The 24,570-nt window shown below is 51.0% G+C and carries 16 protein-coding genes; 9 read left to right on the top strand and 7 right to left on the bottom strand.

All coding sequences use genetic code 11. The annotated features are described in order from the left end of the window. Positions 1-56 precede the first annotated feature (56 nt). From ACF8PK_RS16115 to ACF8PK_RS16105, 3 genes are all read right to left on the bottom strand, one after another. Positions 57-2,084: a methyl-accepting chemotaxis protein gene (locus ACF8PK_RS16115; RefSeq protein ID WP_392442373.1), complete on the bottom strand. Its 2,028-nt coding sequence runs from the start codon at positions 2,082-2,084 to the stop codon at positions 57-59. Between the two features lie 132 nt (positions 2,085-2,216). Continuing rightward, positions 2,217-4,454: a hypothetical protein gene (locus ACF8PK_RS16110; protein ID WP_004727631.1), complete on the bottom strand. Its 2,238-nt coding sequence runs from the start codon at positions 4,452-4,454 to the stop codon at positions 2,217-2,219. An 88-nt stretch (positions 4,455-4,542) separates the two neighbouring features. Further along, positions 4,543-5,271: an oligogalacturonate-specific porin KdgM family protein gene (locus ACF8PK_RS16105; RefSeq protein ID WP_014258026.1), complete on the bottom strand. Its 729-nt coding sequence runs from the start codon at positions 5,269-5,271 to the stop codon at positions 4,543-4,545. 631 nt (positions 5,272-5,902) lie between these two features. Here ACF8PK_RS16105 and ACF8PK_RS16100 point away from each other — a divergent pair. The 9 genes from ACF8PK_RS16100 (at position 5,903) to ACF8PK_RS16060 (ending at position 17,288) form a co-directional block, all read left to right on the top strand. Next, positions 5,903-6,787 carry a carbohydrate ABC transporter permease gene (locus tag ACF8PK_RS16100; protein WP_004727629.1) on the top strand — a complete coding sequence of 295 codons (885 nt, stop codon included), beginning with the start codon at positions 5,903-5,905 and terminating at the stop codon, positions 6,785-6,787. A 2-nt stretch (positions 6,788-6,789) separates the two neighbouring features. Beyond that, positions 6,790-7,701 (top strand): carbohydrate ABC transporter permease, encoded by a 912-nt coding sequence (locus tag ACF8PK_RS16095; protein WP_143679565.1) that lies wholly within the window; start codon positions 6,790-6,792, stop codon positions 7,699-7,701. A gap of 33 nt (positions 7,702-7,734) precedes the next feature. Beyond that, on the top strand, positions 7,735-8,877 hold the full coding sequence (locus tag ACF8PK_RS16090) for an ABC transporter ATP-binding protein (RefSeq protein ID WP_014258025.1): 1,143 nt from the start codon (positions 7,735-7,737) through the stop codon (positions 8,875-8,877). A 22-nt stretch (positions 8,878-8,899) separates the two neighbouring features. Further along, positions 8,900-10,186, top strand: a complete 1,287-nt coding sequence (locus ACF8PK_RS16085) for an ABC transporter substrate-binding protein (protein WP_004727626.1) — start codon at positions 8,900-8,902, stop codon at positions 10,184-10,186. A 137-nt stretch (positions 10,187-10,323) separates the two neighbouring features. Continuing rightward, the gene (locus ACF8PK_RS16080; RefSeq protein WP_392442368.1) at positions 10,324-11,961 is read left to right on the top strand and encodes a pectate lyase; all 1,638 of its coding nucleotides are present in this window, start codon (positions 10,324-10,326) and stop codon (positions 11,959-11,961) included. 33 nt (positions 11,962-11,994) lie between these two features. Further along, complete coding sequence (locus ACF8PK_RS16075) at positions 11,995-13,455, top strand: EmmdR/YeeO family multidrug/toxin efflux MATE transporter (protein ID WP_148228018.1); 1,461 nt, start codon at positions 11,995-11,997, stop codon at positions 13,453-13,455. A gap of 377 nt (positions 13,456-13,832) precedes the next feature. Continuing rightward, positions 13,833-15,602, top strand: a complete 1,770-nt coding sequence (locus tag ACF8PK_RS16070; RefSeq protein WP_004727623.1) for a sodium:solute symporter family protein — start codon at positions 13,833-13,835, stop codon at positions 15,600-15,602. Between the two features lie 62 nt (positions 15,603-15,664). Further along, entirely contained in the window at positions 15,665-16,828 is a 1,164-nt protein-coding gene (locus ACF8PK_RS16065) for an oligogalacturonate lyase family protein (protein WP_041943313.1), read from the top strand. A 139-nt stretch (positions 16,829-16,967) separates the two neighbouring features. Next, positions 16,968-17,288: a heavy metal-binding domain-containing protein gene (locus ACF8PK_RS16060; RefSeq protein WP_004727621.1), complete on the top strand. Its 321-nt coding sequence runs from the start codon at positions 16,968-16,970 to the stop codon at positions 17,286-17,288. 97 nt (positions 17,289-17,385) lie between these two features. Here the strand turns inward: ACF8PK_RS16060 and manA are convergent, their stop codons facing one another. The 4 genes from manA to mngA all read right to left on the bottom strand — a co-directional run bounded on the left by manA (position 17,386) and on the right by mngA (position 24,479). Further along, positions 17,386-18,573, bottom strand: coding sequence for a mannose-6-phosphate isomerase, class I (manA, locus tag ACF8PK_RS16055; protein WP_392442364.1), 1,188 nt, complete (start codon positions 18,571-18,573; stop codon positions 17,386-17,388). Further along, positions 18,560-19,723, bottom strand: a complete 1,164-nt coding sequence (locus ACF8PK_RS16050) for a glycerate kinase (RefSeq protein WP_392442362.1) — start codon at positions 19,721-19,723, stop codon at positions 18,560-18,562. The genes manA and ACF8PK_RS16050 overlap by 14 nt, the downstream gene beginning before the upstream one ends. A 43-nt stretch (positions 19,724-19,766) precedes the next feature. Beyond that, positions 19,767-22,406 carry a mannosylglycerate hydrolase gene (gene mngB, locus ACF8PK_RS16045; RefSeq protein ID WP_392442359.1) on the bottom strand — a complete coding sequence of 880 codons (2,640 nt, stop codon included), beginning with the start codon at positions 22,404-22,406 and terminating at the stop codon, positions 19,767-19,769. A 135-nt stretch (positions 22,407-22,541) separates the two neighbouring features. After that, entirely contained in the window at positions 22,542-24,479 is a 1,938-nt protein-coding gene (gene mngA / locus ACF8PK_RS16040) for a PTS 2-O-a-mannosyl-D-glycerate transporter subunit IIABC (RefSeq protein WP_392442759.1), read from the bottom strand. Between the last annotated feature and the right edge of the window lie 91 nt (positions 24,480-24,570).

Below are 24,570 nucleotides of genomic sequence, written 5' to 3'. Positions count from 1 at the left end.
TGGGCGGTGGTACAGAAATCAAAAACGATGCAGGTGCCTCCATCGGCGCAAAGCCATCAATGGAAATAGGCCACTTGCGCTTCCAGCTCGCTGGCATCCTGCTGCAAACGCTCGGCACTTTGCGCGGTTTGCTCCGTGCTGCTGCGCCCCAATGCATTGAGTTCGCTGATCTGGCTGGCGTTGTCAGCCACCTGCGATGACACCTGCGCTTGCTCTTCCACCGCAGCCGCAATGGCCTCCGATTGCTGAGCGATGGACGCCACTTGCGACGCAATCGCCTGCAGCGCGCTGCCGGCCTGCGCTGAGTGCGTTTGCACTTCGCTCACTTTGCGCTGGCTCTGCTCGGTGAGCGTCACAGCACTCGCCGTGGAGCGGCGTAATTCATCAATGATGGTGACCACGTTTTGCACCGAGCTTTGGGTGCGATGCGCCAACGTGCGGACTTCATCGGCCACGACCGCAAAGCCGCGCCCCTGCTCACCGGCGCGCGCGGCCTCAATCGCCGCATTCAGCGCCAACAAGTTGGTCTGCTCGGCAATGTCATCAATCATTTGGGTTAACTGTTGAATCCGCTCGCTGTTCTCGTCCACTTGGCGAATCGCCTCGGTCGAGCGCGTCAATTGCGCCAACAGTTCGTCAACGTGCGTGCCCACCGTCGCGACCACCGCCAGCCCTTGCTGCGTATCGCGGTTGGCATGCTGAACATTGTCGGCAATCACATCGATCTGCTGGGCGGAATCGCGGGCGGAAGTCGCCATCTGTTCAATGGCCGCCACCACTTGTTCAATCTGCTGTTGCTGGCTTTCCGATTGCGCCAGATTGGTGTGCGCGTCGCGCGCGACACTGACCGATTGCGCGGTGATGCGCTGGCTGGTCTCACGAATCTGCGCCACCAATTGGTTCAGTGCTTGGGCCATCTGCCCGGCCCCTTGAGTGAGTAACACCATTTCGTTATGAGACGTGCCACTTGGCGCCGCCAAATGAAGACTCACTTCGCCTTGCGCCATTTTCGCCATCGTGACGCGCAATGGGCCCAGCGGTTTCAACACGCGATGAATCACGCCACTCATCACCACATAGGTCAGCGCGCCCACCAGCAAAGAAATCAAGGCGATCAACGTGAGTAACTGCTGACTACTTTGGGTAATTTCATCCACCTGAGTGCCGCCCAAAACAAGCCAGTTCCAACCCGGCACCGTGGTGTAGAGTCGATAGTGCTGAACGCCGTCGACGGTAAAGTTGACGCGGCCTTGGGGCGCATCACGCAAATTGGCAAAGGGCATCGCGCCACTTGCATCGCGATAGGCCACGATGGAACGAGAAGCTGCGCGGGCATCCACGCTGCCCAATAAAAACTCGCCAAACCGATCGCGCGCGCCATTCACCACCCAAGTTTCACCGCTCGTGCCCCAATGAATGGCTTTGAGCGACGTCAGAATACTGACCGTGGCTTGATCCACCGGCAGCGCCACACTCAATACCCCCGCGACATCGCCCTGCGAGTCCTTTAATGGCGAGTAATAGTTGATGTAATCACGCCCGTTGTCCGGCGTGAGTTCGACAAAATCTTTGCCTTGGCGCAGCGCAGCATAGGCCGCATGCTTGGCATCAAGCGGTTGTAAAATCAGTCGGCGATTGTCACTGGCGAGCATCGAACTGGCGATACTCAGCCAATGATCGTGGGAAGCGCTGTAGAGGGTGACAAATGCACCGGTATCGCGCGTGAACATATCCACGATGTCGGTGTTGTTGACCAGCGGTAACCCGTAGAGGTGGATGTTGCGAATCGGTTGTCCGGCAAACGCCATCACGTCATTGCTGATCTCATACCCAGCCAGATAGCCGTTTTCAAACGTTGAACTGAGCACATGCGTGGTGTTGACATAGGCATTGAATTGGCCGCCGATGGTTTGTGCGACGGCTTCGAGTTTGGAGCGTTGCTCGTCGTAGCGGGTGTCGAGCAAGATGTCAGAGGCGGTGCGATACACCAGTGTTGCAATCGCGCTAAAGGCGATCAACAAGCAGAGCATGATGATCAGTTTGAGCTGGAATCCGACGCTGCGGTGCGTAAAAAATGCGTTCATAGTCGTCCCTGTCGCCGTCACGTATGGCGATACGTGTCTCACCGCTCAACGCGCGTCGAGCAGAAGACCCAAAAGAAAAATCAAGCGAAAAAAAAGAGTGGCTCCCGACAGAAAGCCACTCCAAAAGGACGATTAGTCCATGTTTAAGATATTTCGAATCTGTTCCACTTGCTGATGACCCGGATGCGATTCAGTCTCCGTTAGCAGCGCAGCCGCTTTCAGCTCTGCCAGCGGTGAGAGATCCACAGCCTTGCCTTGGTCATCCACCGTGATGCCATCGCGAATAAAGCGGTTGTTTTTCAGGGTGTCACCGTTGACCACATCGCTGTATTGGCTGGTCACATGGAAGCGGTAAGACTGGTTGTTCGTAAACGTGCCTTGCTTGCCTGCTTTTTCGTAAGGGCTCTTACGGAACAGGTAGTTAAAGCGTACGTTGTCGATCGCCACGTTGTTTTCCAACGTCAACGCGCCTGGGTTAAAGTTGTCGGTAAACCCGTCCATGTTGTTATGGTAAGCCAAGCTGTTCTTCACGATGTGCGCCACCGGCAGGCCTTCGCCACCCAGTTTGAAGCCGTTCCCGCGAGTGCCGCCTTTCGCTTCGACATCCATGGTTTGACCGTTCATGTACGCCACAGAATCCAAAATGGTCACCACGCCGTTCGCGCCGTCTTCCACTTTGTTAAACAGATCCCAGCCGTCGTCGATATTGTGGTGCGACGCACAGCGAATGAAGGTGTTGCCGTCACCAATACGCATCTTGGCCGCAAAGCCATCGGCGTTGATTTGTGACTTATCCATGTTGTTGAAGCTTTCACTGTCAGTCACTGTGTTGTGGCTTGCCCACAGCGCACGGCCGATTTTCTCTGGCGACGAGATTTGGAAGCCAGTATCTGGCGCGCCATGCGTCACCATGTGGGAGAAGTGGTTGTGGCTGCCATGCACGATGGTGCGCGCCCCAAACACTTCAATGTTCGACACATTCCAGTAGTTGGCTTGGTGAAGGTAATCGCCCACGAAACGCACCTGATCGCCCGCAGTTTTCAGCGTTTTCATCGCCTCTGGTGTGCCGCTGGCCGAGACCGGCAGCGTCAGACCGGCGTAATCACCATCTTCCAGCACAATCGTGCCACCCGGTGGCAGCAGTTTCACCGCAGCATCCAGCGTCATGCGGCCATCCGTGCCGTTTGGATTCACGCGAATTTCCATCGGGTTGTTCACCGCGACTTTCTCGACGCTCTGCTGGTAACTAAGCGGCTGAAGATCCGGGCCTTCGATTGGGGTAAACGTGACATTGAATTGGGTTGAAGCTTGCGTCAGCGTGGTCGGGAAACCAAACATTTCACCCGCTGATACCGCTTGTTTGTCCGCCAAGAGCTGGCCATTTTGCGTGACGCTGAAGGTGCCACTGTAGTTGGCACGCGCTTGTACGGTGTAGTTGTCGATCGCCGATTGATCCGCCGAAGCTTGTTGCAACACTGGGTTGTCCAAGCGCGCTTGGTAACGCGGCGCATCCACAGTGTTGGCATTTGACAAAGTCAGTGCCACGTCGGTGACTGTCATTTTGGCGTTGCGTGAAGCAAAGAAGCCCACGTATTGGTGCTTGCCGTCTTGCATCTGCACGATGTTGGCATTCGCGCCGCGCACTTCCTGAGTTTGCTTCACGGTGCCGTCATCGTAACTCACCACATAGCCGTCATCAGTTCGCGTGAGCGTCATGTGGTAGGTTTTACCCGGGCCAAACTGCACGCCTTTGATAAATTCGTTGTGGGTCATGCGATTGCCTGCAGTGCCCCACGGTTGGTAAATCCCTTCGCGGTAAGACGCATTGATGTTGGCTAACCCGTTGTGCTCTTTTTTGTTCGCACGCACGAGGTTCATCACCATGTTGGATGCCGCCGGAAACTCTTCCAAACCTTGCGGCTGTGGATCCAAACGCGCTTCACCCAGAATATCGCGCACCATCAGGCCTGCACCTTCTTGGCGGTTCGGTGTTGATCCGGTTTCAGGGCCCAGTTGATCGATGGTCACGTTCGCAGACAAGGTGAAGTTCACATCGGTCGGTAATTCGGTGTAATAGAACGTGCCGCCTTCATGCGAGTTCGCAATTTTGCCGCCACGGCTTTCAATGGTGAACTGAGACGCAACCGGCCCCGGCTGAACCTCTTGGCCATTGGCCACCACGTGGTTCAAGCCCACTTTTTCCGGCAAGATCGTCGAACCGAAGTTCAAATCGGTCGACTGACCAAATGTGATCGCTTGCCAAACTGCCTGGCTACCATCGAGGTTTGAAACCGGTGAAACAGAAGTCGTCGAACAGGCAGACAGCGCCAGCGCAGAAGCGATGCATAATGCAATGGGTGTTTTTTTCATCAGAGCACCTTTAGCAGAAAAAAAGCTGGCTCAGAGTGAACACTTAGAGCCAGAGGAGTTATGGACAGGTTTTGATTAATTCGATGTGTTAGAAGTTGTACTTCATGCCGACACGGAAACGTGGGCGGTAAGAATCAACATCGGCATCATCTTTGCGAGACGGCGTCATACCGAACTCACCGAATGGACGCCAACCACTTTCAAGGCCGCGGTATTCCGCTGTGAAGTTCACTTCACTGATGCCATGGCTGTCATCTTTGTAGACGATGTCTGACGATTGTTTCCAGGTGTAATCCAGTGATGCACCCAGTGACCACAGATCAAAGCCGGTGTAGCCCGCGCCGAATGTCCAGCGGTTGTAGTGTGAGCTTTCATCGACGTTTGGTTTGGTTTCGTAGTGGTAACGGTGACGGAATGACGCGCTCCAGTCGCTGTTGATTTTGTAGCCCAGTGTCAGGTTGAACTGGTTACCCATTTTGCTGTCGTTCGATTCCCATTTGTACTGCGGGGTCAGTGTGAATGAGTCAGACAGGCGGTAACGGTAGCTCACGTTTGCTTGTTGGCCGTTACCTGCGAATTCATCAAATGCGTTCTCATTTTCATCACTGGCTTTTTGGTTGGAGCGCCATTTCGCTTCCACTTCAAAGCCAATGCCGTTGTCAAAGCGATGGCTCACTGCGATACGGTCGCGATGTTGGGCCTTAGCGCGATCGCCGTGCTCTGGCGAGAACTCATGACGAATGTTAATGGTGGCTGCACTTGCTGCCGCAGAAGTAAGTGCAAGAAGGACGGCAGTGGTAAGGATTTTAGCTTTCATAATTTGAAACACCGTTTTGTTTTGTTGGATTTAGAGTTTCATTTTATAAATCCTATTCCATTGTAAAAGTGAGAAATAGACAAAGTGTGATCGATGAAACTGCGCAAAGGCCAAAGAGTCAAATATGTGTGATCAAAGTTGAAATAACGTTTTATTTTTAAGTTCAAATAAATATCTATTTAATTTTAGAATCACAATAAACGTAAGAATAGCCTGACAAATAAAATCGACAAAATCTTAAAAATGATAATTATATTGATTTAAATCAAAAAACAAATTTATCAATAGTGCGCTCGATTCGCCTCATCAAAACCGACACTCCCCCCTCCCATTTAGATCGAACGTTAATCCCATAAAAAAACAATAAGTTATAGGTAAAAATAAGTAGCTCTCACATCTCCATCAAACAACACGACAAACATCACATCTAAAAGGATGACAACATCAAAACAAAACGTTGTTTCACATTTTTATTTTAATTTATTTAAAAATAATAATATCCGATCACATTTATCAAAACGTCATGTGGCAAATAAAATTTTATCGGCGTTAAATAAAAACCGAAACCGAGGAGTGATTTCGGAGCGATGCTTTCTACTTTTCGGTGAATAAAACTAACGAGGACAAGAAAATGTATGAAAATCGTAAGCTAGGATTGGCATACCTCTCTCCCTACATTATCGGGTTGATTGTGTTTACTGCCTTTCCTTTCGTTTCGTCATTTCTGATGAGCTTTACCGATTACGACTTAATGACCGCACCTGAATTTGTCGGCATTGAGAACTATCGATACATGCTCACAGAGGATGATTTATTCTGGAAATCAATGAGCGTGACGTTTGCGTACGTTTTCTTGACCATTCCAGTCAAACTGGCGTTTGCGTTATTTATTGCCTTTATTTTGAACTTCAAGCTCAAAGGCATCGGCTTTTTCCGCACCGCTTATTACATCCCTTCCATTCTCGGCAGCAGTATCGCGATCGCTGTTCTATGGCGCGCTTTGTTTGCCATCGATGGTGTCTTGAACGGCATGCTGGGCTTTATTGGTTTTGATCCAGTGAACTGGCTGGGTGAACCTGCATTCGCACTGTTCTCTATCACGTTATTGCGTGCATGGCAGTTCGGTTCAGCGATGGTGATCTTCTTGGCTGCGTTACAAAACGTACCGCAATCTCAGTATGAAGCCGCGATGATCGACGGTGCGAGCAAATGGCAAATGTTCATGAAAGTGACCGTGCCACTGATTACGCCAGTGATTTTCTTCAACTTCATCATGCAAACCACGCAGGCATTCCAAGAGTTTACCGCGCCGTATGTCGTCACCGGTGGTGGCCCAATGAAGTCAACGTACCTGATTTCACTCTACATCTACGAAACCGCGTTTAAGTTCTTCGACATGGGTTACGGCAGTGCGCTGGCTTGGTCGTTGTTCATCGTTGTTGCGATTTTCACCGCCATCACGTTCCGTTCTTCAAAATACTGGGTGTTCTACTCCGGTGACAAGGGAGGCAAATAATCATGTCTACAACCATCACTGCCCAAAACGGGGCGAATGAAGTTAACGCCAGTAACGTTGAAAACGAACGTACACTGCGCCGCGAGAAGATCAACGCCACGATCCGTTACGTCGTACTGATCAGCGTCGGCATTATGATGCTTTACCCATTGTTGTGGATGTTCTCTGCGGCAATGAAACCCAACCACGAGATCTTCTCTTCCATGAGCCTCATTCCAAGCGAATGGAGCATGGAAGGTTTTATCAACGGTTGGAAAACCGGTACGGAATACACCTTCGGCCACTACATCATGAATACCTTCTTGTATGTATTGCCAAAAGTGTTCTTTACCGTGGTGTCTTCAACCATCGTGGCCTACGCTTTTGCCCGCTTTGATATTCCGTGGAAAAAGTTCTGGTTCGCGACTTTGATCGCCACCATTTTGTTACCTCAGTCAGTCCTACTGATTCCTCAGTACCTGATGTTCCGTGAGATGGGTCTGCTAGACAGCTACTTACCGCTGTACCTGCCACTGGCATTTGCAACGCAAGGTTTCTTCGTCTTCATGTTGGTGCAGTTCCTACGTGGCGTACCAACAGACATGGAAGAAGCGGCGATGATTGACGGCTGCAACTCGTTCCAAGTGTTGTGGTACGTCGTGGTTCCGGTGATTCGTCCGGCCATCATTTCAGTTGCACTGTTCCAGTTCATGTGGTCAGTGAACGACTTCCTTGGCCCACTGATCTACGTATCGAGCGTAGAGAAGTACCCGATTGCACTGGCTCTGAAAATGTCTATCGACGTCACTGAAGGCGCACGATGGAACGAGATTCTGGCCATGGCATCGATCGCCATCATCCCATCAATCATCGTCTTCTTTATGTCTCAAAAATACTTCGTTGAAGGCGTGACCAGCAGCGGCATTAAAGGCTGATTTTGGAATTAAACAAGTTTTGGAGTTAAAACAATGGCTGAAGTGAAATTCAACAAATTAGAAAAAGTCTATTCCAACGGATTCAAAGCCGTACACGGCATCGACCTGACCATCAACGAAGGTGAATTCCTGGTGATCGTTGGCCCATCGGGCTGTGCGAAATCGACCACACTGCGCATGCTCGCTGGTCTGGAAAACATCACCGGTGGCGAAGTCACCATCGGCAACAAAGTGGTGAACAACCTGCCACCGAAAGATCGCGGCATCGCGATGGTGTTCCAGAACTACGCCCTGTACCCGCACATGACCGTGCGTGAAAACTTAGGGTTTGGTCTGAAGCTACAAAAACTGCCTAAAGAAGAAATTGAACAACGTGTGAACGAAGCCGCCAAGATCCTAGAGATCGAAGAGCTGCTTGAGCGTCTGCCTCGCCAGTTGTCTGGTGGTCAGGCACAGCGTGTGGCCGTGGGCCGCGCGATCGTGAAAAAACCGGATGTATTCCTATTCGACGAACCGCTTTCGAACCTCGACGCTAAGCTTCGTGCCTCCATGCGCGTGCGCATTTCGGATCTGCACAAGCACCTGAAAGCGGAAAATCGTCCCGCTACGGCGGTTTACGTCACGCATGACCAAACCGAAGCCATGACCATGGGTGATCGCATCTGTGTCATGAAGCTGGGTGAAATCATGCAAGTTGACACCCCTGATGAGCTGTACAACAACCCGGTCAACATGTTCGTGGCCGGCTTCATCGGCGCGCCAGAAATGAACCTACGCGATGTCACACTCGAAGACATCGACGGCGAATTGGCGGTGCAGATCGAAGGCCAGCGCCTCACCATCTCGGCAGAGAAAGCAGCGAACATCAAAGCCCACGGTTACAACAAAACCGTGCTGGGCATTCGCCCAGACAACATCACACTGAACCTGACTGACGAAGTGCCAGAAGGCATGCAATCGCTCATCGGTGACGTGATTCGTATGGAAAACATGGGCCACGAAGTGTTTGTTTACTTCCGCGTGGGTAAAGAAGAGTTCACGGCGCGTGTGCCAATCGACGATGTGAAAGCGAAACTCAACATGGAATTGAAACGCGGTGTGAGCTTCATGGTGGACATGAACAAAGCACACATTTTCGATAAAGAAACTGAAAAGAACATCTCCCTAAAAAAATAAATTAGCTTGGAGGCTAAACCCTATGAACATGAAACGAACGCTGCTATCAACGCTGACTGCGCTAGCGCTAGGTGGTATGGCTGCCAGTGCCTACGCACAAACGGAACTGCGTATGTCTTGGTGGGGTGGCAACGCCCGCCACCAAGCAACCCTACAAGCGCTGGAAAAATTCCATGAGAAATACCCAGACATCGTCGTGAAAGGGGAATACACCGGTTGGGATGGTCACTTGTCGCGCCTAACCACGCAAATCGCAGGGAACACTGAGCCAGACGTCATGCAGACCAACTGGAACTGGTTGCCTATCTTCTCTCGCGATGGCGGCGGCTTCTATGACATGACCCAGAAGAAAGATGCGTTGCAGCTCAGCGAGTTCCCGCAACAAGCGATCAACATGACCACCGTCAACAGCAAGATCAACGGTTTGCCGGTGAGCATGACGTCACGCGTGTTCTACTACAACAAGGACATTTGGGCGAAAGCAGGCGTGGATTATCCAAAAACTTGGGATGATCTGATGAAAGCAGGCCAAGCCTTCAAACAGAACTTGGGCAATGGTTATTACCCACTGGTGATTGAAGCCCGTGACGTGTTTGCGATGAACCGTTCGCTGTACATCCAAAAACATGGCCGAGACATTATCGATCACGACACCAACCTGCTGGCGTTCAACGAAAAAGAGATGACCGAGTTCTTCCAGCTGTATGTGGATCAAGTCAACAGCCACGTGTTCCCATCAACCAAAGAGTTCGCCTCTTACGGGAAAGGGAACTTGTACGAAATGCGCCCTTGGATCGACGGTCGTTTCGGTGGTCTTTATATGTGGGATACCGCCGTTGAGAAATACGCCGACAACCTACAACCCCCAATGTCACTGGAGTTAGGTCCTTACCCAATGAGTGAAAACGCCGTGGAAGCAGGCCTGTTGGCACGCCCATCCATGATGTTATCTATCGGTCGTAACACCAAAAACCCAGATGCAGCGGCCAAACTGGTGAACTTCCTGCTCAACGATCCTGTGGGTATTGAAGCGCTGGGGCTGACCCGTGGTATTCCAATGAGCCACGCGGGTCTGTCTACGCTGCAAGAGAGCGGTCACATCGATCCAAACAGCTTGTCGTTCCTAGGTTATGAGCAGGCAAAAGAGCTTCCACAGAAGATTATGCCAACCACATACACCGACAACGCACAGTTGATGGAACTGTTTAGTGAAGAGATGCAACGCCTCGACTACGGCCGTGCCTCGGTTGAAGATGCAGCGAAAAACTTCCTGCGTCGTGGTAACCGTGTACTGAACCGTATGAACTAACAACCCAACCACCAGCACCCCGCAAGGGGTGCTGAGTTGTTTTCACGAAGTAATCAACGCTAAGCCCGGCGCTTAACCTTGTTTATTTGCCCGATCTCCAATGTTGGGCCTTTTTATTTTCAATATGGGGTGATGTCATGGCGTACACACGCAAATCCTACCTGCCTTTATTAACCGAATACTATCAGCGCCTCGGTGCATTGGCTCAATCGCCAACCTCTCCTTTGCTCGCAGACGGCATCGACACCCAAACGTTGAAACCGGTCGCGTGGACGTATCCCGATAGCACGCGCGTGCCGATGAGCAACTTCGCCAGCCAACAAAACTTCCTGCGTGGCCTCGTTGCGCTCAGCACGCTGACCGGCGATGACCAGTATCGCGAACACGCCAGCAAGGTGACGCGTTATTTTCTGGAGCATTATGTCGATGACGCCAGCGGCCTGTTCCATTGGGGCGGTCACCGCTTTGTACACTGGGAAAATGGCAACATTGAAGGGCCAGCCAGCAAAGAGTGCGTGCATGAACTCAAACACCATTTCCCGTTTTATGCCTTCTTGCATGAGATCAGCCCCGCCACAACCGAAACCTTCCTGAAAGGGTTTTGGGCGGCGCATGTGTCGGATTGGGATAAGCTCGATCTCAGTCGCCACGGTGAATACGGCCAGCCGTACGCCGCCGATCTGTTTGCACGTCATCAGCCCAAACCTGTGGTCGACCCCACGCACTGGCCCGCGCTACCCGAAACCATTGGATTGACGTTCGTCAACGCGTCCACCGATTTGATCTACGCCGCGAGCCACTATTATCACTACACCGGGGACGCGCACGCCAAAGTGTGGGCCAAACACCTCTATCAGCAATTTGTGTTGGCACGCCATCCCGAAACGGGCATGCCGGTGTATCAGTTCTCGTCACCGCTGCAAAGAGAGCCGATTCCAGACGACGATACCCTCACCTACTCATGGTTTGGGGACCGTGCAAAACGCCAATTCGGCCCCGAATTTGGTGACATCGCGCGTGAAGCGAACGTGCTATTTCGCGATAGCTGGCCGGTGGTGGTCGATAACCCACTGGCGATCCTCGAATGCGCCAAACTGCTCGATGAACCGCAAATGCGCCAATGGGCAATAGACGGCATCACTGCTTACTTTGCCCATGCGTGGGATGAAGCGCGCAACGAAATCATCCCCATGTGGAACAGCGGTGAAGACCTGACGGGCTACACCTTTGTGCGCGACGGATATTACGGCGACAAAGGCACCACATTAACTCGTCAACCAACCGATCCGGCCTATCTGCTCACGCTGATCCGCGCCAGCTTGCAAAGTGAAGACGCACAGCTGCGCGACTTAACCGCACGCATGTGGCAACGTTTTGGTTTGGGTGAACTCGACCCACGCACACTGCGCCCAAGTCAGGTGAGTGAGCGTACGTCGCTGGCTTCGGCGTATCTGTTGATGGCGCTGCTCGAATTACACGCAGCCACCCAAGAGGAACCACTGTTGCATTTAGCCGACGGCGTCGCAGAAAATCTGCTCAGCCAGCACTATCATGCCGGCTTCTTCTTACCCGGACCGCACCATCGTTATGTTCGACTCGATGATCCACTGCCTTATGCCTTGCTGGCTCTCGAAGCCGCGCATCAAGGCGTGTACACCGACATTCCCGTCATGATCTCCACCGGTGGCTACCTGCATGGTGAACGCTTAATCGGTGACACGATCAAAACGGTGTACGACTACGACGTGATTTACAATCAGACCGCAGAGGCCTGACCGGTACGTCTCTTGAAATAATGGAAGTGAACTTTGTCTGACTCATGTTCTTCTGTATCGGAGCAGGCTGCCCAGCCTGACTCCGAACCGCCGTATCTTCGGCGCCGTTGGCAATTGCGCTATCGCCACCGGGTGCTTATTCAGCGCAGCATTCTTCCGTTTACTTGGCCCATTCTGATCGAACTGGTGTGCGTGGTGCTGATGGGCATCGTCAGCACCATTCTGGTTAGCCGGATTGGCAAAGACGCCACAGCCGCGGTTGGGATCACTGACAGCGTGACCTATATTATTTTGTCCCTGCTCACCGCCATTGCACTCGGCGGCTCCGTTCTGATCGCCCAAGCCTTTGGCCGCCGCGATCGCCCCAAAGCGCTATTTGGGGCCAGCCAAGTGATGAACCTGGGCGTGTTGGTGAGCCTGCTCTGCTGCGCCGCGATGTTCCTGTTCTCCGAATCGGTGCTGACCGTTGTGGCCTACGGCGCAGAACCCGAGGTGATCGACTTGGCGGCGCAATACCTTAAAATCATCGCGCTCAGCTATCCGGCACTGGCCATCACGCTCTCTGGCAGTGGTATTTTGCGCGCCGTGGGCAACTCTCGCTCGCCTGCCACCACCAACATTCTGATGAACATTTTCAATATCGCGATTAGCTATCCGTTAATTTACGGTATCGACGCAGTGCAGTGGCAAGGACTGGGCATGATCGGCGCAGGGATTGGCATCACGGCGGCACGCTGGATTGGCGCAGGCATGATTCTGTTTGTGCTCACCCACAACGGTTCATTGCGTGTGCCTGCCAATGCGTTCCTTAAACCATTCAATCGCCTGATTTTGCGCGAAATTTTGGTGATTGGCGTGCCCGCCAGTGTCGAATCACTGATGTTTAATATCGGCAAACTCATCACCCAAATCATGGTCGCAGGCATGGGCACCATCGTGATGGCGGGTAACGTCATCACCTTCTCCGTGCTGCTGTTTGTCAATATTCCCGGTAACGCACTCGCCATGGCTGCCACCGTGTTGATAGGAAAACGCTTGGGGCAAGGGCAAACCCGTGTGGCGCGATTGGAAATGCACCTGATTCTGCTGCTCGCCACTGGCGCATTGACCGTGCTCGGCATCGCATTTGTGCCTTTTGCCCACAACATCGGCGCCATTTATAGCGACGATGCGGCGGTGATTGATGTGGTGGTGAACCTGATTTACCTCAACGCCCTGATGATGCCGATCTGGGCTGCATCGTTTGTCTTACCGGCAGCATTCAAAGGCGCCAAAGATGTCAAATACAGCATGTGGACCGCGATCATGAGCATGTGGGGATGCCGCATTGTGCTGGGATATCTACTTGGGATTCATTTTGGTTTTGGCATTTACGGCATTTGGCTTGGCATGTTTGCCGATTGGTGGCTGCGCGGCGCGCTCTATTTATACCGCATGATCAGCCAGCGCTGGCTGACCGCTTATCTCACCGCTGAGAAAAAACGAATGAATTGACTCAAGGCGCCGTTGGGCGCCTCATTTTTAACCATTGCCACACACAACTTTTCACCACATCGCGTATGCTGCGCCACACCACAAACGTAAACCAGCGTCACACCACCTGCTCAAAACGTACAATGTTCGCTAATTTTTTCACGCTTGTGATCGCCGCTGACGGATTACTTTTCTTGGATGTTAAATGCTGGTAAACCTTGGGGCACAAGGCTCAGACAATTCTTACACCCCAAACGCGCCGCGCCATTTGTGTATGACTCAGATCACTAATTTGAGAAAAATATAAAAAATGAACCATTGTTTCGATTTTTATCACATACCATTTCAACTTATTTCCATATAATCCACGAAAATTAAAACAGCGTTTCGAGGTTTACATGCAATACGATTATCTAGTCATTGCAGGCTACTTTGCCCTGATGGTGGCAATCAGCTTGATATTTAAAAAAATGGCGAGCAACAGTACCAGTGACTACTTCCGTGGGGGCGGTAAAATGCTCTGGTGGATGGTAGGTGCCACTGCATTTATGACTCAATTTTCAGCTTGGACATTCACCGGTGCAGCCGGTAAAGCGTTCAGCGACGGCTTCGCGGTTCTCGCGGTGTTTGTTGGTAACATGGTGGCGTATGTGTTTGCATACTTCTATTTTGCTCGCCGTTTCCGTCAAATGCGCGTCGACACACCAACTGAAGCTGTAAAACGTCGTTTTGGCGGCGTGAACGAACAGTTCTTTACTTGGGTGATCATTCCTCTGAGCGTGATCAACGCTGGTGTATGGCTTAACGGTCTGGGCGTGTTCGCGTCTGCTGTATTTAATGCCGACATCGTCACCACCATTTGGATTACCGGTCTTGCGGTTCTGGCCATCTCGCTATTGAGTGGTGCATGGGGCGTTGTGGCGTCTGACTTTATTCAGACACTGGTTGTTGCCGTGATTTCCGTGGCGTGTGCATTGGTTGCATTGGTTGTTGTGGGCGGCCCAGGCGAGATCGTTGAAAACTTCCCTGGCGGCTTCATGATGGGCCCGGATATGAACTATCCGTTGCTACTTGTATGTACGTTCATCTTCTTTGTGGTGAAACAGCTACAAAGTATCAACAACATGCAGGAATCTTACCGTTTCCTTAACGCAAAAGACTCGAAAAACGCTAGCAAAGCCGCACTACTTGCTTTGGGCATGATGGTCGTGGGCGCGGTGATTTGGTTCATTCCACCATGGGCTTCTGCGATTCTTTACCCAGATGCAGCAACACAATACTCATCACTGGGCGCGAAAGCAGGCGATGCGGTTTACCTTGTGTTTGCTCGTGAAACCATGCCGTTGGGTACTGTTGGTCTTCTGATGGCGGGTCTGTTCGCAGCAACCATGTCGTCAATGGACTCTGCACTGAACCGTAACTCAGGCATCTTTGTTCGCAGCTTCTACGCACCGATCATGCGTAAAGGTCAAGCGACTGATAAAGAGCAGCTACGTGCTGGCCAAATCGCATGTTTGATCAACGGCCTGCTGGTTATCTTCATGGCACAGTTCTTCAACTCACTGAAACACCTGAGCTTGTTTGACCTGATGATGCAAGTTGCGACCCTACTGCAATCGCCGATTCTGGTACCGCTATTCCTGGGTATGCTGATTCGTAAAACGCCAAAATGGGCACCATGGGCAACGGTTGTATTCGGTATGGCTGTGTCTTGGTCGGTTGTGAAAATCTTCACCCCAGAATACGTGGGTAGCTGGTTCGGCCTAGAAGAACTAACTCGCCGTGAAATTGGTGAAATGCGCACGATGATCACCATCGCCGCTCACCTGTTCCTGACCGCTGGTTTCTTCTGTCTGACCACACTGTTCTACAAAGAAGAGAAAGACCCATACATCGCATCAACACAAGATTTCTTTAAAGACATCGACACCGAGTGTGTGGCTGAAGAAGGTCAAGACATCGTTGACCGTATGCAACGCAACAAACTGGGTACGTTGGTGATGTACATGGCAGCAGGTTTGTCACTGATGATTCTCATCCCGAACCCAATGTGGGGACGCCTGTTGTTCTTGGGCTGTGCGGCGGTGATTGCCATCGTAGGCTACGCGCTGAAACGCAGTGCAGGCCTAGACAACGCAACCAACAAATGCGTAATTTCTTCTAACTGATTTCATTAAGTTTTCACTGCCAATCCTCACCGGTTGGCAGTGCTATTTCGGAGGCTATGTTTATGGCTAAAGGTGATGTAATTCAGCTGACGTTCGAATCGTTCATCGACAGCGACACCCAAGTGAAAGTGACTCGTCTAACCCCAACCGACGTGATTTGTCACCGTAACTACTTCTATCAAAAATGCTTTACAACAGATGGCAGCAAGCTGCTGTTTGCAGGTGACTTCGATGGGAACCGTAACTACTACTTGGCCGATCTGAACACGCAACAAGCAACACAGCTGACAGAAGGCAAAGGCGACAACACCTTCGGTGGTTTCATTTCAGACGATGACCGTTCTTTCTTCTACGTGAAAAACGAACTGAACCTGATGAAAGTGGACCTAGAAACGCTGGAAGAGCAAGTCATCTACACCGTTGACGAAGAATGGAAAGGTTACGGCACATGGGTGGCGAACTCTGCGTGCACCAAACTGGTTGGCATCGAAATCCTAAAACGTGATTGGCAACCGCTGACCTCATGGGAAAAATTTGCCGAGTTCTACCACACCAACCCAACTTGCCGCCTCATTAAAGTCGACATTCAAACGGGCGAACTGGAAGTGATCCACCAAGAAAACGCTTGGCTGGGCCACCCAATTTACCGCCCATTCGATGACTCAACGGTTGGCTTCTGCCACGAAGGTCCTCACGACTTGGTTGACGCACGTATGTGGCTGGTGAACGAAGACGGCACGAACGTCCGCATGATCAAAGAACACGCGCCGGGTGAATCGTGCACGCACGAATTCTGGATTCCAGATGGCAGCGCGATGGCGTATGTGTCTTACTTCAAAGGCCAAACTGAGCGTGTGATCTACAAAGCCAACCCAGAAACGTTGGAAAACGAAGAAGTGATGGTGATGCCACCTTGTTCTCACCTGATGAGTAACTTCGATGGCACGTTGATGGTCGGTGACGGTTGTGATGCCCCAGTCGACGTTGCAGATGCAGAAAGCTACGACATCGAAAACGACCCGTTCTTGTACATCATGAACACCAAAACCAAGTCTTACGCGAAACTCGCGAAACACAATACCTCATGGGATGTGCTTGATGGTGACCGCCAAATCACCCACCCACACCCATCATTTACACCGGGCGATACCGGCGTGCTGTTCACCAGTGATTTCGAAGGCGTACCGGCCATCTACATCGCTGACGTTCCAGCAGAGCTGCGTTAATCTCCCCCCCCCCCAAATGCTCCACACAAGCCTTCGCCTCGCGCGAAGGCTTTTTTTTATTCACTTTTCTCCCGAACACGGAACTCTGGCCTGAGTTACACTTCTAACAGGCATTCACTGATTCACACGAGAACGAATTATGATCATCACAACGACGCCTCACGTCGAAGGCAAACGCATCGTACGCTATTGTGGCGTGATTGCGGGCGAAGCCATCATGGGCGCCAATATCTTCAAAGACATGTTTGCAGGCATTCGCGACATCGTGGGTGGGCGCTCCGCCACTTACGAACACGAACTGCAGAAAGCGCGCACCATCGCGCTGCAGGAACTGGAAGCGCGGGCGGCAGAATTGGGCGCCAATGCTGTGGTCGGCATTGACCTCGATTACGAAACGTTTGGTAAAACCAACGGCATGTTGATGGTGTCGGTCAGCGGCACCGCGGTGATTGTGGACTAACGCTACGATTGACCACACCTCATACACCGAAAAAAGCCCATCCGAAGATGGGCTTGGCTAACGAAGGTTAGGGGCGTATTTGAGCCACAAAAACCGATTAGTTGTATGCCCGAGCAAGCGTTCCTTGGCCAACATAGCTGAAACGTAACGCATCATTGCTGATAAATGCCGACTCACCCGCCGACAACACAATCTCTTGCTCTTCGCACGTCACACTCACTTGTCCGTCAATGCAGAATAGGATCTCTGCGCTGCGGATGTACTGCTCTCGGATTTCATCGGTCACCGTTAAAATATCGAAGGCAAAATCATCCACCGGCACCGGATAGCTTTGTTTGCCATCTTTGTGAACCGGAGCCAGTTTGATCGCTTGTGGATGCATCGGGTTAAAGCTGGTGTTCCGAATCAACTCTACAACGTCAATATGCTTGGGCGTCAACCCGGCTCGGAGTACGTTGTCGGAATTGGCCATAATTTCCAACGCCGTTCCTCGTACATACGCATGGGGTGTTTCTGCATGCAGGAACATCGCTTCCCCCGGGGCCAGCTCTACCGTATTGAGAAACAGCGGCGCAAGCAGGCCGATATCATGGGGAAACAACTGCTCAAACTCTGCGATATACTGCAAAGCTTCACGCAGTTGCGACGTTTTAGCCGGACGCAACATAGACTGTTTAAGTTGCTGTAATACTTCCGCTTTTCTCTCATCATTCATTGTCATTAACGTCGTAAAAAAGACGTTTAATCCCGCGTTGGTTGGCTGGCTCTCAAGCCGCGCCAAATCTTGTTCTAACGCATGAATATTCATCTGACCAAATAATTCGATGATGTCCGGAATCGGACGAAAACCATTCATCGCACGAAAAAAAGTGAGCGCGTAAACTAACTCTGGTTTGTGATTCGCATCCTTGTAGTTTCGCTGCGGCGAAGTCAGTGCAATCCCTTGTTGATTTTCGCGTTCGAATCCGATTTCCGCATTGCGCTTATTGGGGTGAACCTGAATCGACAACGGTGCCTCAGCGGATAACACTTTGAGCAAAAACGGCAGTTCGGCAAATCTTGCTGCCGTGTACGCTCCCAAATAGCGTTTGTTGTTCTTCGCCAGAAGATCCGCCAACGACTCGCCCGTACCATGCACCTTGGCACAACCATTGGGGTGTGCCCCCATCCAGATTTCGGCCTGAGGTTGCCGCTGTGGATTGGCGATACCAAACATCTCCGTCAACGCACTTTTGCTCCCCCAAGCATAGTTCTGAACGACATTATCCAGTTTAAACAGTGTCATCTCGATGGCCTCCTGTCAGGTGAGCACCCAGTTTCAGCATCGCCGCGACATTACGTGCCGTACGTTGTAGGTTCTCACTCGCTTCAGAAAGCACTTGCTCCAATGATTGCGGTGCGCGAACTGAGTCAAATACCCCGGTAAAATGGAGATTCAGAGCATCCGTCTCAGCCCCCAACGAACCCGCAATACCAATCACCGGAATGCCTAAATTTTTCGCCCTTTGCGCAATACCAAACGGGGTTTTGCCTTGCAGCGTCTGGTTATCCATCTGCCCCTCGCCCGTAATCACCAGATCAGCGTTTTTCAGAACGCGCTCTGCATCAAGGGCATCTAACACCATCTCAATGCCCGGTTTCATCGCCATCGGAAACAACAGTGATAGCCCAAGAGGTGCACCGCCAGCGGCGCCAAAGCCGGGCATGTTGCCGCAATGAGTGCCACACTTTTTCGCGGCAACATCAGCAAAGTGAGTCAACGCCTCATCCAGTTGTGCGACATCCTCTGGCGTTGCACCTTTCTGCGGACCAAAGATATGGCTGGCTCCTGTAGGGCCAGTCAGAGGGTTCGCCACATCACAAGCGATCACCATGTCAACGTGAGCGCAGCGACCATCGAGTGCGGTCAGATCTATTTCGGCAACATCAGCAAGTGCCTGCCCGCCTCGGCCGATGACTTCTCCGTTGGCTTTGCGCAGCACCCCGCCAAGCGCTTGAATGATCCCAGCGCCAGCATCATTGGTCGCACTGCCGCCTAATCCGATGAGGATTTTTTTCACACCGAGATCCAGTGCCTGCTGAATGATTTGCCCTGTACCGTAGGTTGAGGCGATCAATGGATTACGCTGCTGCATGGGCACTTTATCAAGCCCAGATGCCTGAGCAATTTCAATGAGTGCTGTACGCCCATTATCCAAAAGCGCCCATTCGGCCGCGATGATATCGCCGAGCGGCCCCTCGACCCGAGAGACGATTTTCTCGCCACTCAGCGCTTGCAACAGTACATCGACGGTCCCTTCTCCTCCATCGGCTAAAGGCATCAGATGATAGTCAGCCTCAGGAAAAATGGCATAGAATCCATGTTGAATGCACTGACACACCGCCAGTGCAGGCAAGGACTCTTTGAAAGAATCAGGCGCGATAACAATTTTCATGAAAGGATCCTTACCCGCTCCGAAGAGCGGGCATTGCAGAAAGTTACAACGTGAAACGGAAAGATTTCACCTGACAAGGTTTAAGCACACCAAACGACTCAGCATCGACGTCATTCGAGATGGCTTTTTCATCCAAACGCACTGCTTGCCAAGAGGTCACTCCACCTTGAATCTGCACGGCATCTTCAACCACGGCCGATTCCGATGGGTTATAAACCCTCAAAATTAAGGCATTTTCGTCTTCTGCTTTTTTCAGCACACTCAATACCGCACCGCGTTGATCTTTGCGAAGCAAGCTATGGGTCAATGGCAAATTCTGCTCACCAACATTGAGTTTCATCGCGTTGTAAGGAATTTTGTTGTAACACTGAATCGGCGTCACATTATCACGGGCAGCCGCCATCACATTGGCGTCAATGTGGTTACCCGCAAAACCAAACAGCGTAAATTCACACACCAGCTTGCCTCGGACTTGCGAGTCCGGTGTTGGAATTTTGATCCCTGAAGGACGGCCCGGGCGCAGCAACAAATTCTCTTTGCCCAGCACACCAACACCACGCAATAACGTGAGCGCAAACGTATCGCGCTGCTCATTACCCTGGCTAGAAATGACCTCAAATTCACGTAGGCCATTGCTCATAATTGCCATTCCACCTTGAGCATCTTCCAGTGCAGCAAAGTTCATCAGTTGGTAAACCGGAACTGGCGCTTCTTTCCAACCATCGGCTTCCCAGTTGGCCATTTCCGGATCGTTGGTAGGACGCGTGATCAGACCAAACTGGTTGTCGGCCACAACTGTTTCAGACACAAACGGCGTAGGAACCAACACGCGAACACGGTGGTCATCCGCCTGGTTATCCAGCACCATCCGTACTTCAATGCGGCGCGAACCCTGTTTGAGAACCACCTGACAATCAACATCCACGAAACCATTTTGACCGCTACGCGCTTCGCGTTCGCTCAAATCCTGCGGCACATTCATTCGCAGCATGATGCTTGCAATAGATTGGAACCCTTCATGTTTTACAGTCACGTCAGCTTTAAATTCATCTGAATACAACAGCCATTCGTGACGAGATGGAGAATAATCGTACTCATCACCATCATCGGAACCATCTTCAATACGCAGCACTTGCGCATAGGTATGCTTGGTCTCTTTATCGAAAATATCCAACGTGCCGTTGCTGTTCACATGGATGCGGTAATATTCGTTTTCCAGCAGAAAGTCTTTTTGCTCTGCGACTTTTTTCACACCTTTTTCATGCGCTTGAATATGCAAAGTGGTAAAGCCCATCGCAGGGACTGAGTGTTTGATTTGAATGTCATATTCAATGAACGGATCGTAATTTCCGTAATGCACGATCTGGCGATCAATTTTACCCGGGTCAATGACGCGTTGATCCTGAATGAAGTATTCAACGGGCGTACCGTGCTCATCAAACAGATTGAATTCTTCTGCGCGAATAGTGATGGTGGTATTAATCACTTCATCGCGAGCATAAGGAGACAAGTTAAACAGCGCCAATTTGTCACAGCCTTCGCGAGCAGGCATGTGGTCAACAATCTTACGCTTGTAGAAATTAATCAGATTGGTCGCCATATCGTCAGCGAGAATATAACGATTGAGAATCTCCGCATGCACTTTGTCTGAGCAGCAGCAGCCGATTGAATCGTGCGCATGGTTCTTCATGCTCTCTTTCCACATTTTCTCAATCAAACCGTGGTGATACTCAAAGCCCAGTGTCCAGGCAATCGACGCCAACGGTTCAAGAATATTGACGATCTTATTTTCGACTTGAGCGTGGATCAGCTTAATATCCATACGAGTCGAAGAAATCGTGCGGTGCACACGCATGTATTTGCCATCGTTAAATTCACCTTTCACCGTGTCTAGGTGCTGGCGCTCAGCTTCAATGCGTTCAAACACTTCTTCGAAGCGGCTCATTTGGAATGTTTTGTCTGGGTAGATTTCACGCAATGTTGCCATCACATCAAAAATGTCTTTTTGAATTGGCATCTGGTCATGACCATTCGGCAGCAAAATATCTTTGGTCACCGACGGTTTTTCCAACACAGGGAAATATTTGTCCAAACGAGCACGCAGGCCAGCTTCATCTTGTGGCAAGTATTTACCAATCGCATAGCCGAGTGGCAGCACTTGCGCTGTCACTTCACTGCCATCGTTTGACTGCCACACAAATTCCGTTTTATCTGTGCCATGGCGCTCAGAACAACCGCGCCAGAACATCGCACGCTGAATGCCAAAGCCGTTATAGATGGCCGGCAGTTGAGAACTCATTGAGAACGAGTCCGGCAGATAGCCAATTTTCATCGGTTCACCCAATGCCAGACAATCTCGCAATCCATACAACATATTGCGCACAATCGACTCACCGGACACTTGCATGGTGTCGGTTTGTGAATACCAAGGTCCAATAATGAGTTTTCCCGCTTCAACCAAGGATTTCACACGTTGTTTGTGTTCCGGTTTAATCGCGAAGTAATCTTCAAGTACAGCGGTCTGTCCATCAAGCACGTAATATTTATAGTCCGGATCGTTTTCCAGACGAGTCATGATTTCTTCCATGTTGTTCACCAACAAAATGCGTGACTCTTCGGTCGTGAAATACCATTCACGATCCCAGTGCATGTGAGGTGTGATATGAACGCGAGATGTAGTCATAACGGTTTACCCTAGTCGGCAATACTTGCCATCAATGAATTAAAAAATTGAGTTGTTCTATTCGCACGAGCGAATTTTAGGGCGCAGAAATCCTGCGCCCAACAGTGGTATTGAGCGAATGAATCCATGCTCTAATTAGTTCTGAGTGACAGCCTCAGTGGCAAACTTGCCCTTTTTTACTGCATGAGCCCGCCATGCAATCAGAGTCAATGTCGAGATCGTGGCACCGACGATAGCCGCACCAAACCAGATGGCCGCCGCCATAAACGCGCCGACACCGGCATCATGAAGCAAGAAGATAGAGAAAATACCTGCACCAGGGGTAGACAAACCAACGCCAGCCGCACCGACCATAGCCCCTGTCACCACCGACCCCAGTAGGAATGAACCGATGACGCGGATAGGGTCTTCAATTGCCATAGGAATCGCCCCTTCAGTAATCCCCGCCAAACCGAGCAACCATGTGGATTTGCCCGTTTCGATTTCAAAGTCTTTAAACAGTTTAGGTGCCAGTAAAGTGGAAGCTGTCACAGTAAACGCGGACACCATTTTCACCGAGCCGAAGATGGCATAAGGGCCATACACACCATTTGCCATCGCCCCCAAACAGAAAGCATAAGCCGCTTTATTGACTGGGCCACCAAGGTCAAATGAGACAAAAAAGCCGATGACAGCGCCTAGCAACAAGGCATTGGTTCCCGACATGCTGTTTAGCCAGTCTGTTAGGCCTTGATTCAACCAAGCAACCGGTTTACCAATCACAAACAGCATCAACGAACCAGCCACTAAAGTGCCGATCACCGGATACAAATAGAAAGTCAGAAAACCGTTGAATGCAGGGGTCAAACGCACATTTTGTTTCACCCAACGCATAACGTAACCGGCGATCAACCCACCGACAACCCCACCCAAAAAGCCTGAACCAATCAGGTTAGCAGCAATCCCCGCCGCAAAACCTGGCCCCAATGCCGGCTTATCCGCCAAAGAGTACGCGGTGTATGCAGCCAAGACAGGAACCATTAACGTCCCCAGTAGGCCACCACCCAATTGTCGATACATCCATAACCACGAGCCTTGCTCTGCATACAGATCCTGCAAATTAAGCATTTGCGCGAGGAGCACCGCCACAGCCAACACAGTACCACCAGCAACAATCAGCGGGACGGCATAAGAAATGCCGGATAACAGCGCCTGTTTGAGTTCTGTTTTTAATGGCAGTTTCTTCGGCTGATGGTCATTCGCAACCGTGCGATTCGCACCTGAATCTGATTTGCCCACTTCAACCGCTTCTTGCAAAATACGTTCGGCGTGTTTAATCGGCTCCGCCACAGGCACTTCGACACGAGGAATACCCTGAAAACGCTCCAGTTCTTTGATCGCCACTTCCGCTGCAAACACGACTGCTGTTGCTTTATTTAACTGTTCAGCAGTCAGTCGATCTTCAATACCATTCGCGCCCTGCTTTTCTACCGAGACGTTATAACCCAGCTTTTTACCTGCTTTTTCGAGATACTCCGCGGCCATGTAGGTATGCGCGATCCCTGCCGGACACGCTGTCACACAGACAATCGTAGGCGCATCTTTGAGTTGATGAGTCTCTGATTCTTTGTTCTGTTCTGCTTGGTTATCAAGTAACTCAAAAATTTGTTCTATATTTGTAGCATTCAATACCGCTTCTCGAACCTCATCATCCACCAAGGTTGTGGTCAGTTCAGTCAGCAGATGCATATGGGTCGAACCTGCTTCGGCGTTAGGAATCGCGATGAGGAAGATAAGGTTGACATCTTCCTCATCATCTATGCCTTGCCATTTCAGGTCATCTTTCAGTGTCGCTATCGCAAAGGCCGCTTCTTTTACCGCATCGGTTTTACCATGAGGTACAGCCAAACCTTCCCCAAGTGCTGTCGGCCCTTGGGTTTCACGAGCGAAAACCGCCTGTAGATATTCGTCTTTGTTATGCAATTTTCCCTGCTGATCCAACATCTCAGCAAGTGCACGAATCGCTGCGTCACGACTTTCAAAGGTCGTTTGTAATGTTATCAGCGACGGATTGGTTAGAGAGGTAAGTTTCATCATTTGTCCCATTGTCACGTTTACATTCGTTGTCCGTCCAACAACAATGGAATAATACCTTTTAAATACATCGATACCATGATCAAGATCT

Origin of the sequence: Vibrio sp. CJQ_6, assembly GCF_043106745.1 — a bacterium.
Lineage (GTDB): Bacteria > Pseudomonadota > Gammaproteobacteria > Enterobacterales > Vibrionaceae > Vibrio > Vibrio furnissii.
This window is presented reverse-complemented; position numbering and strand designations above follow the sequence as displayed.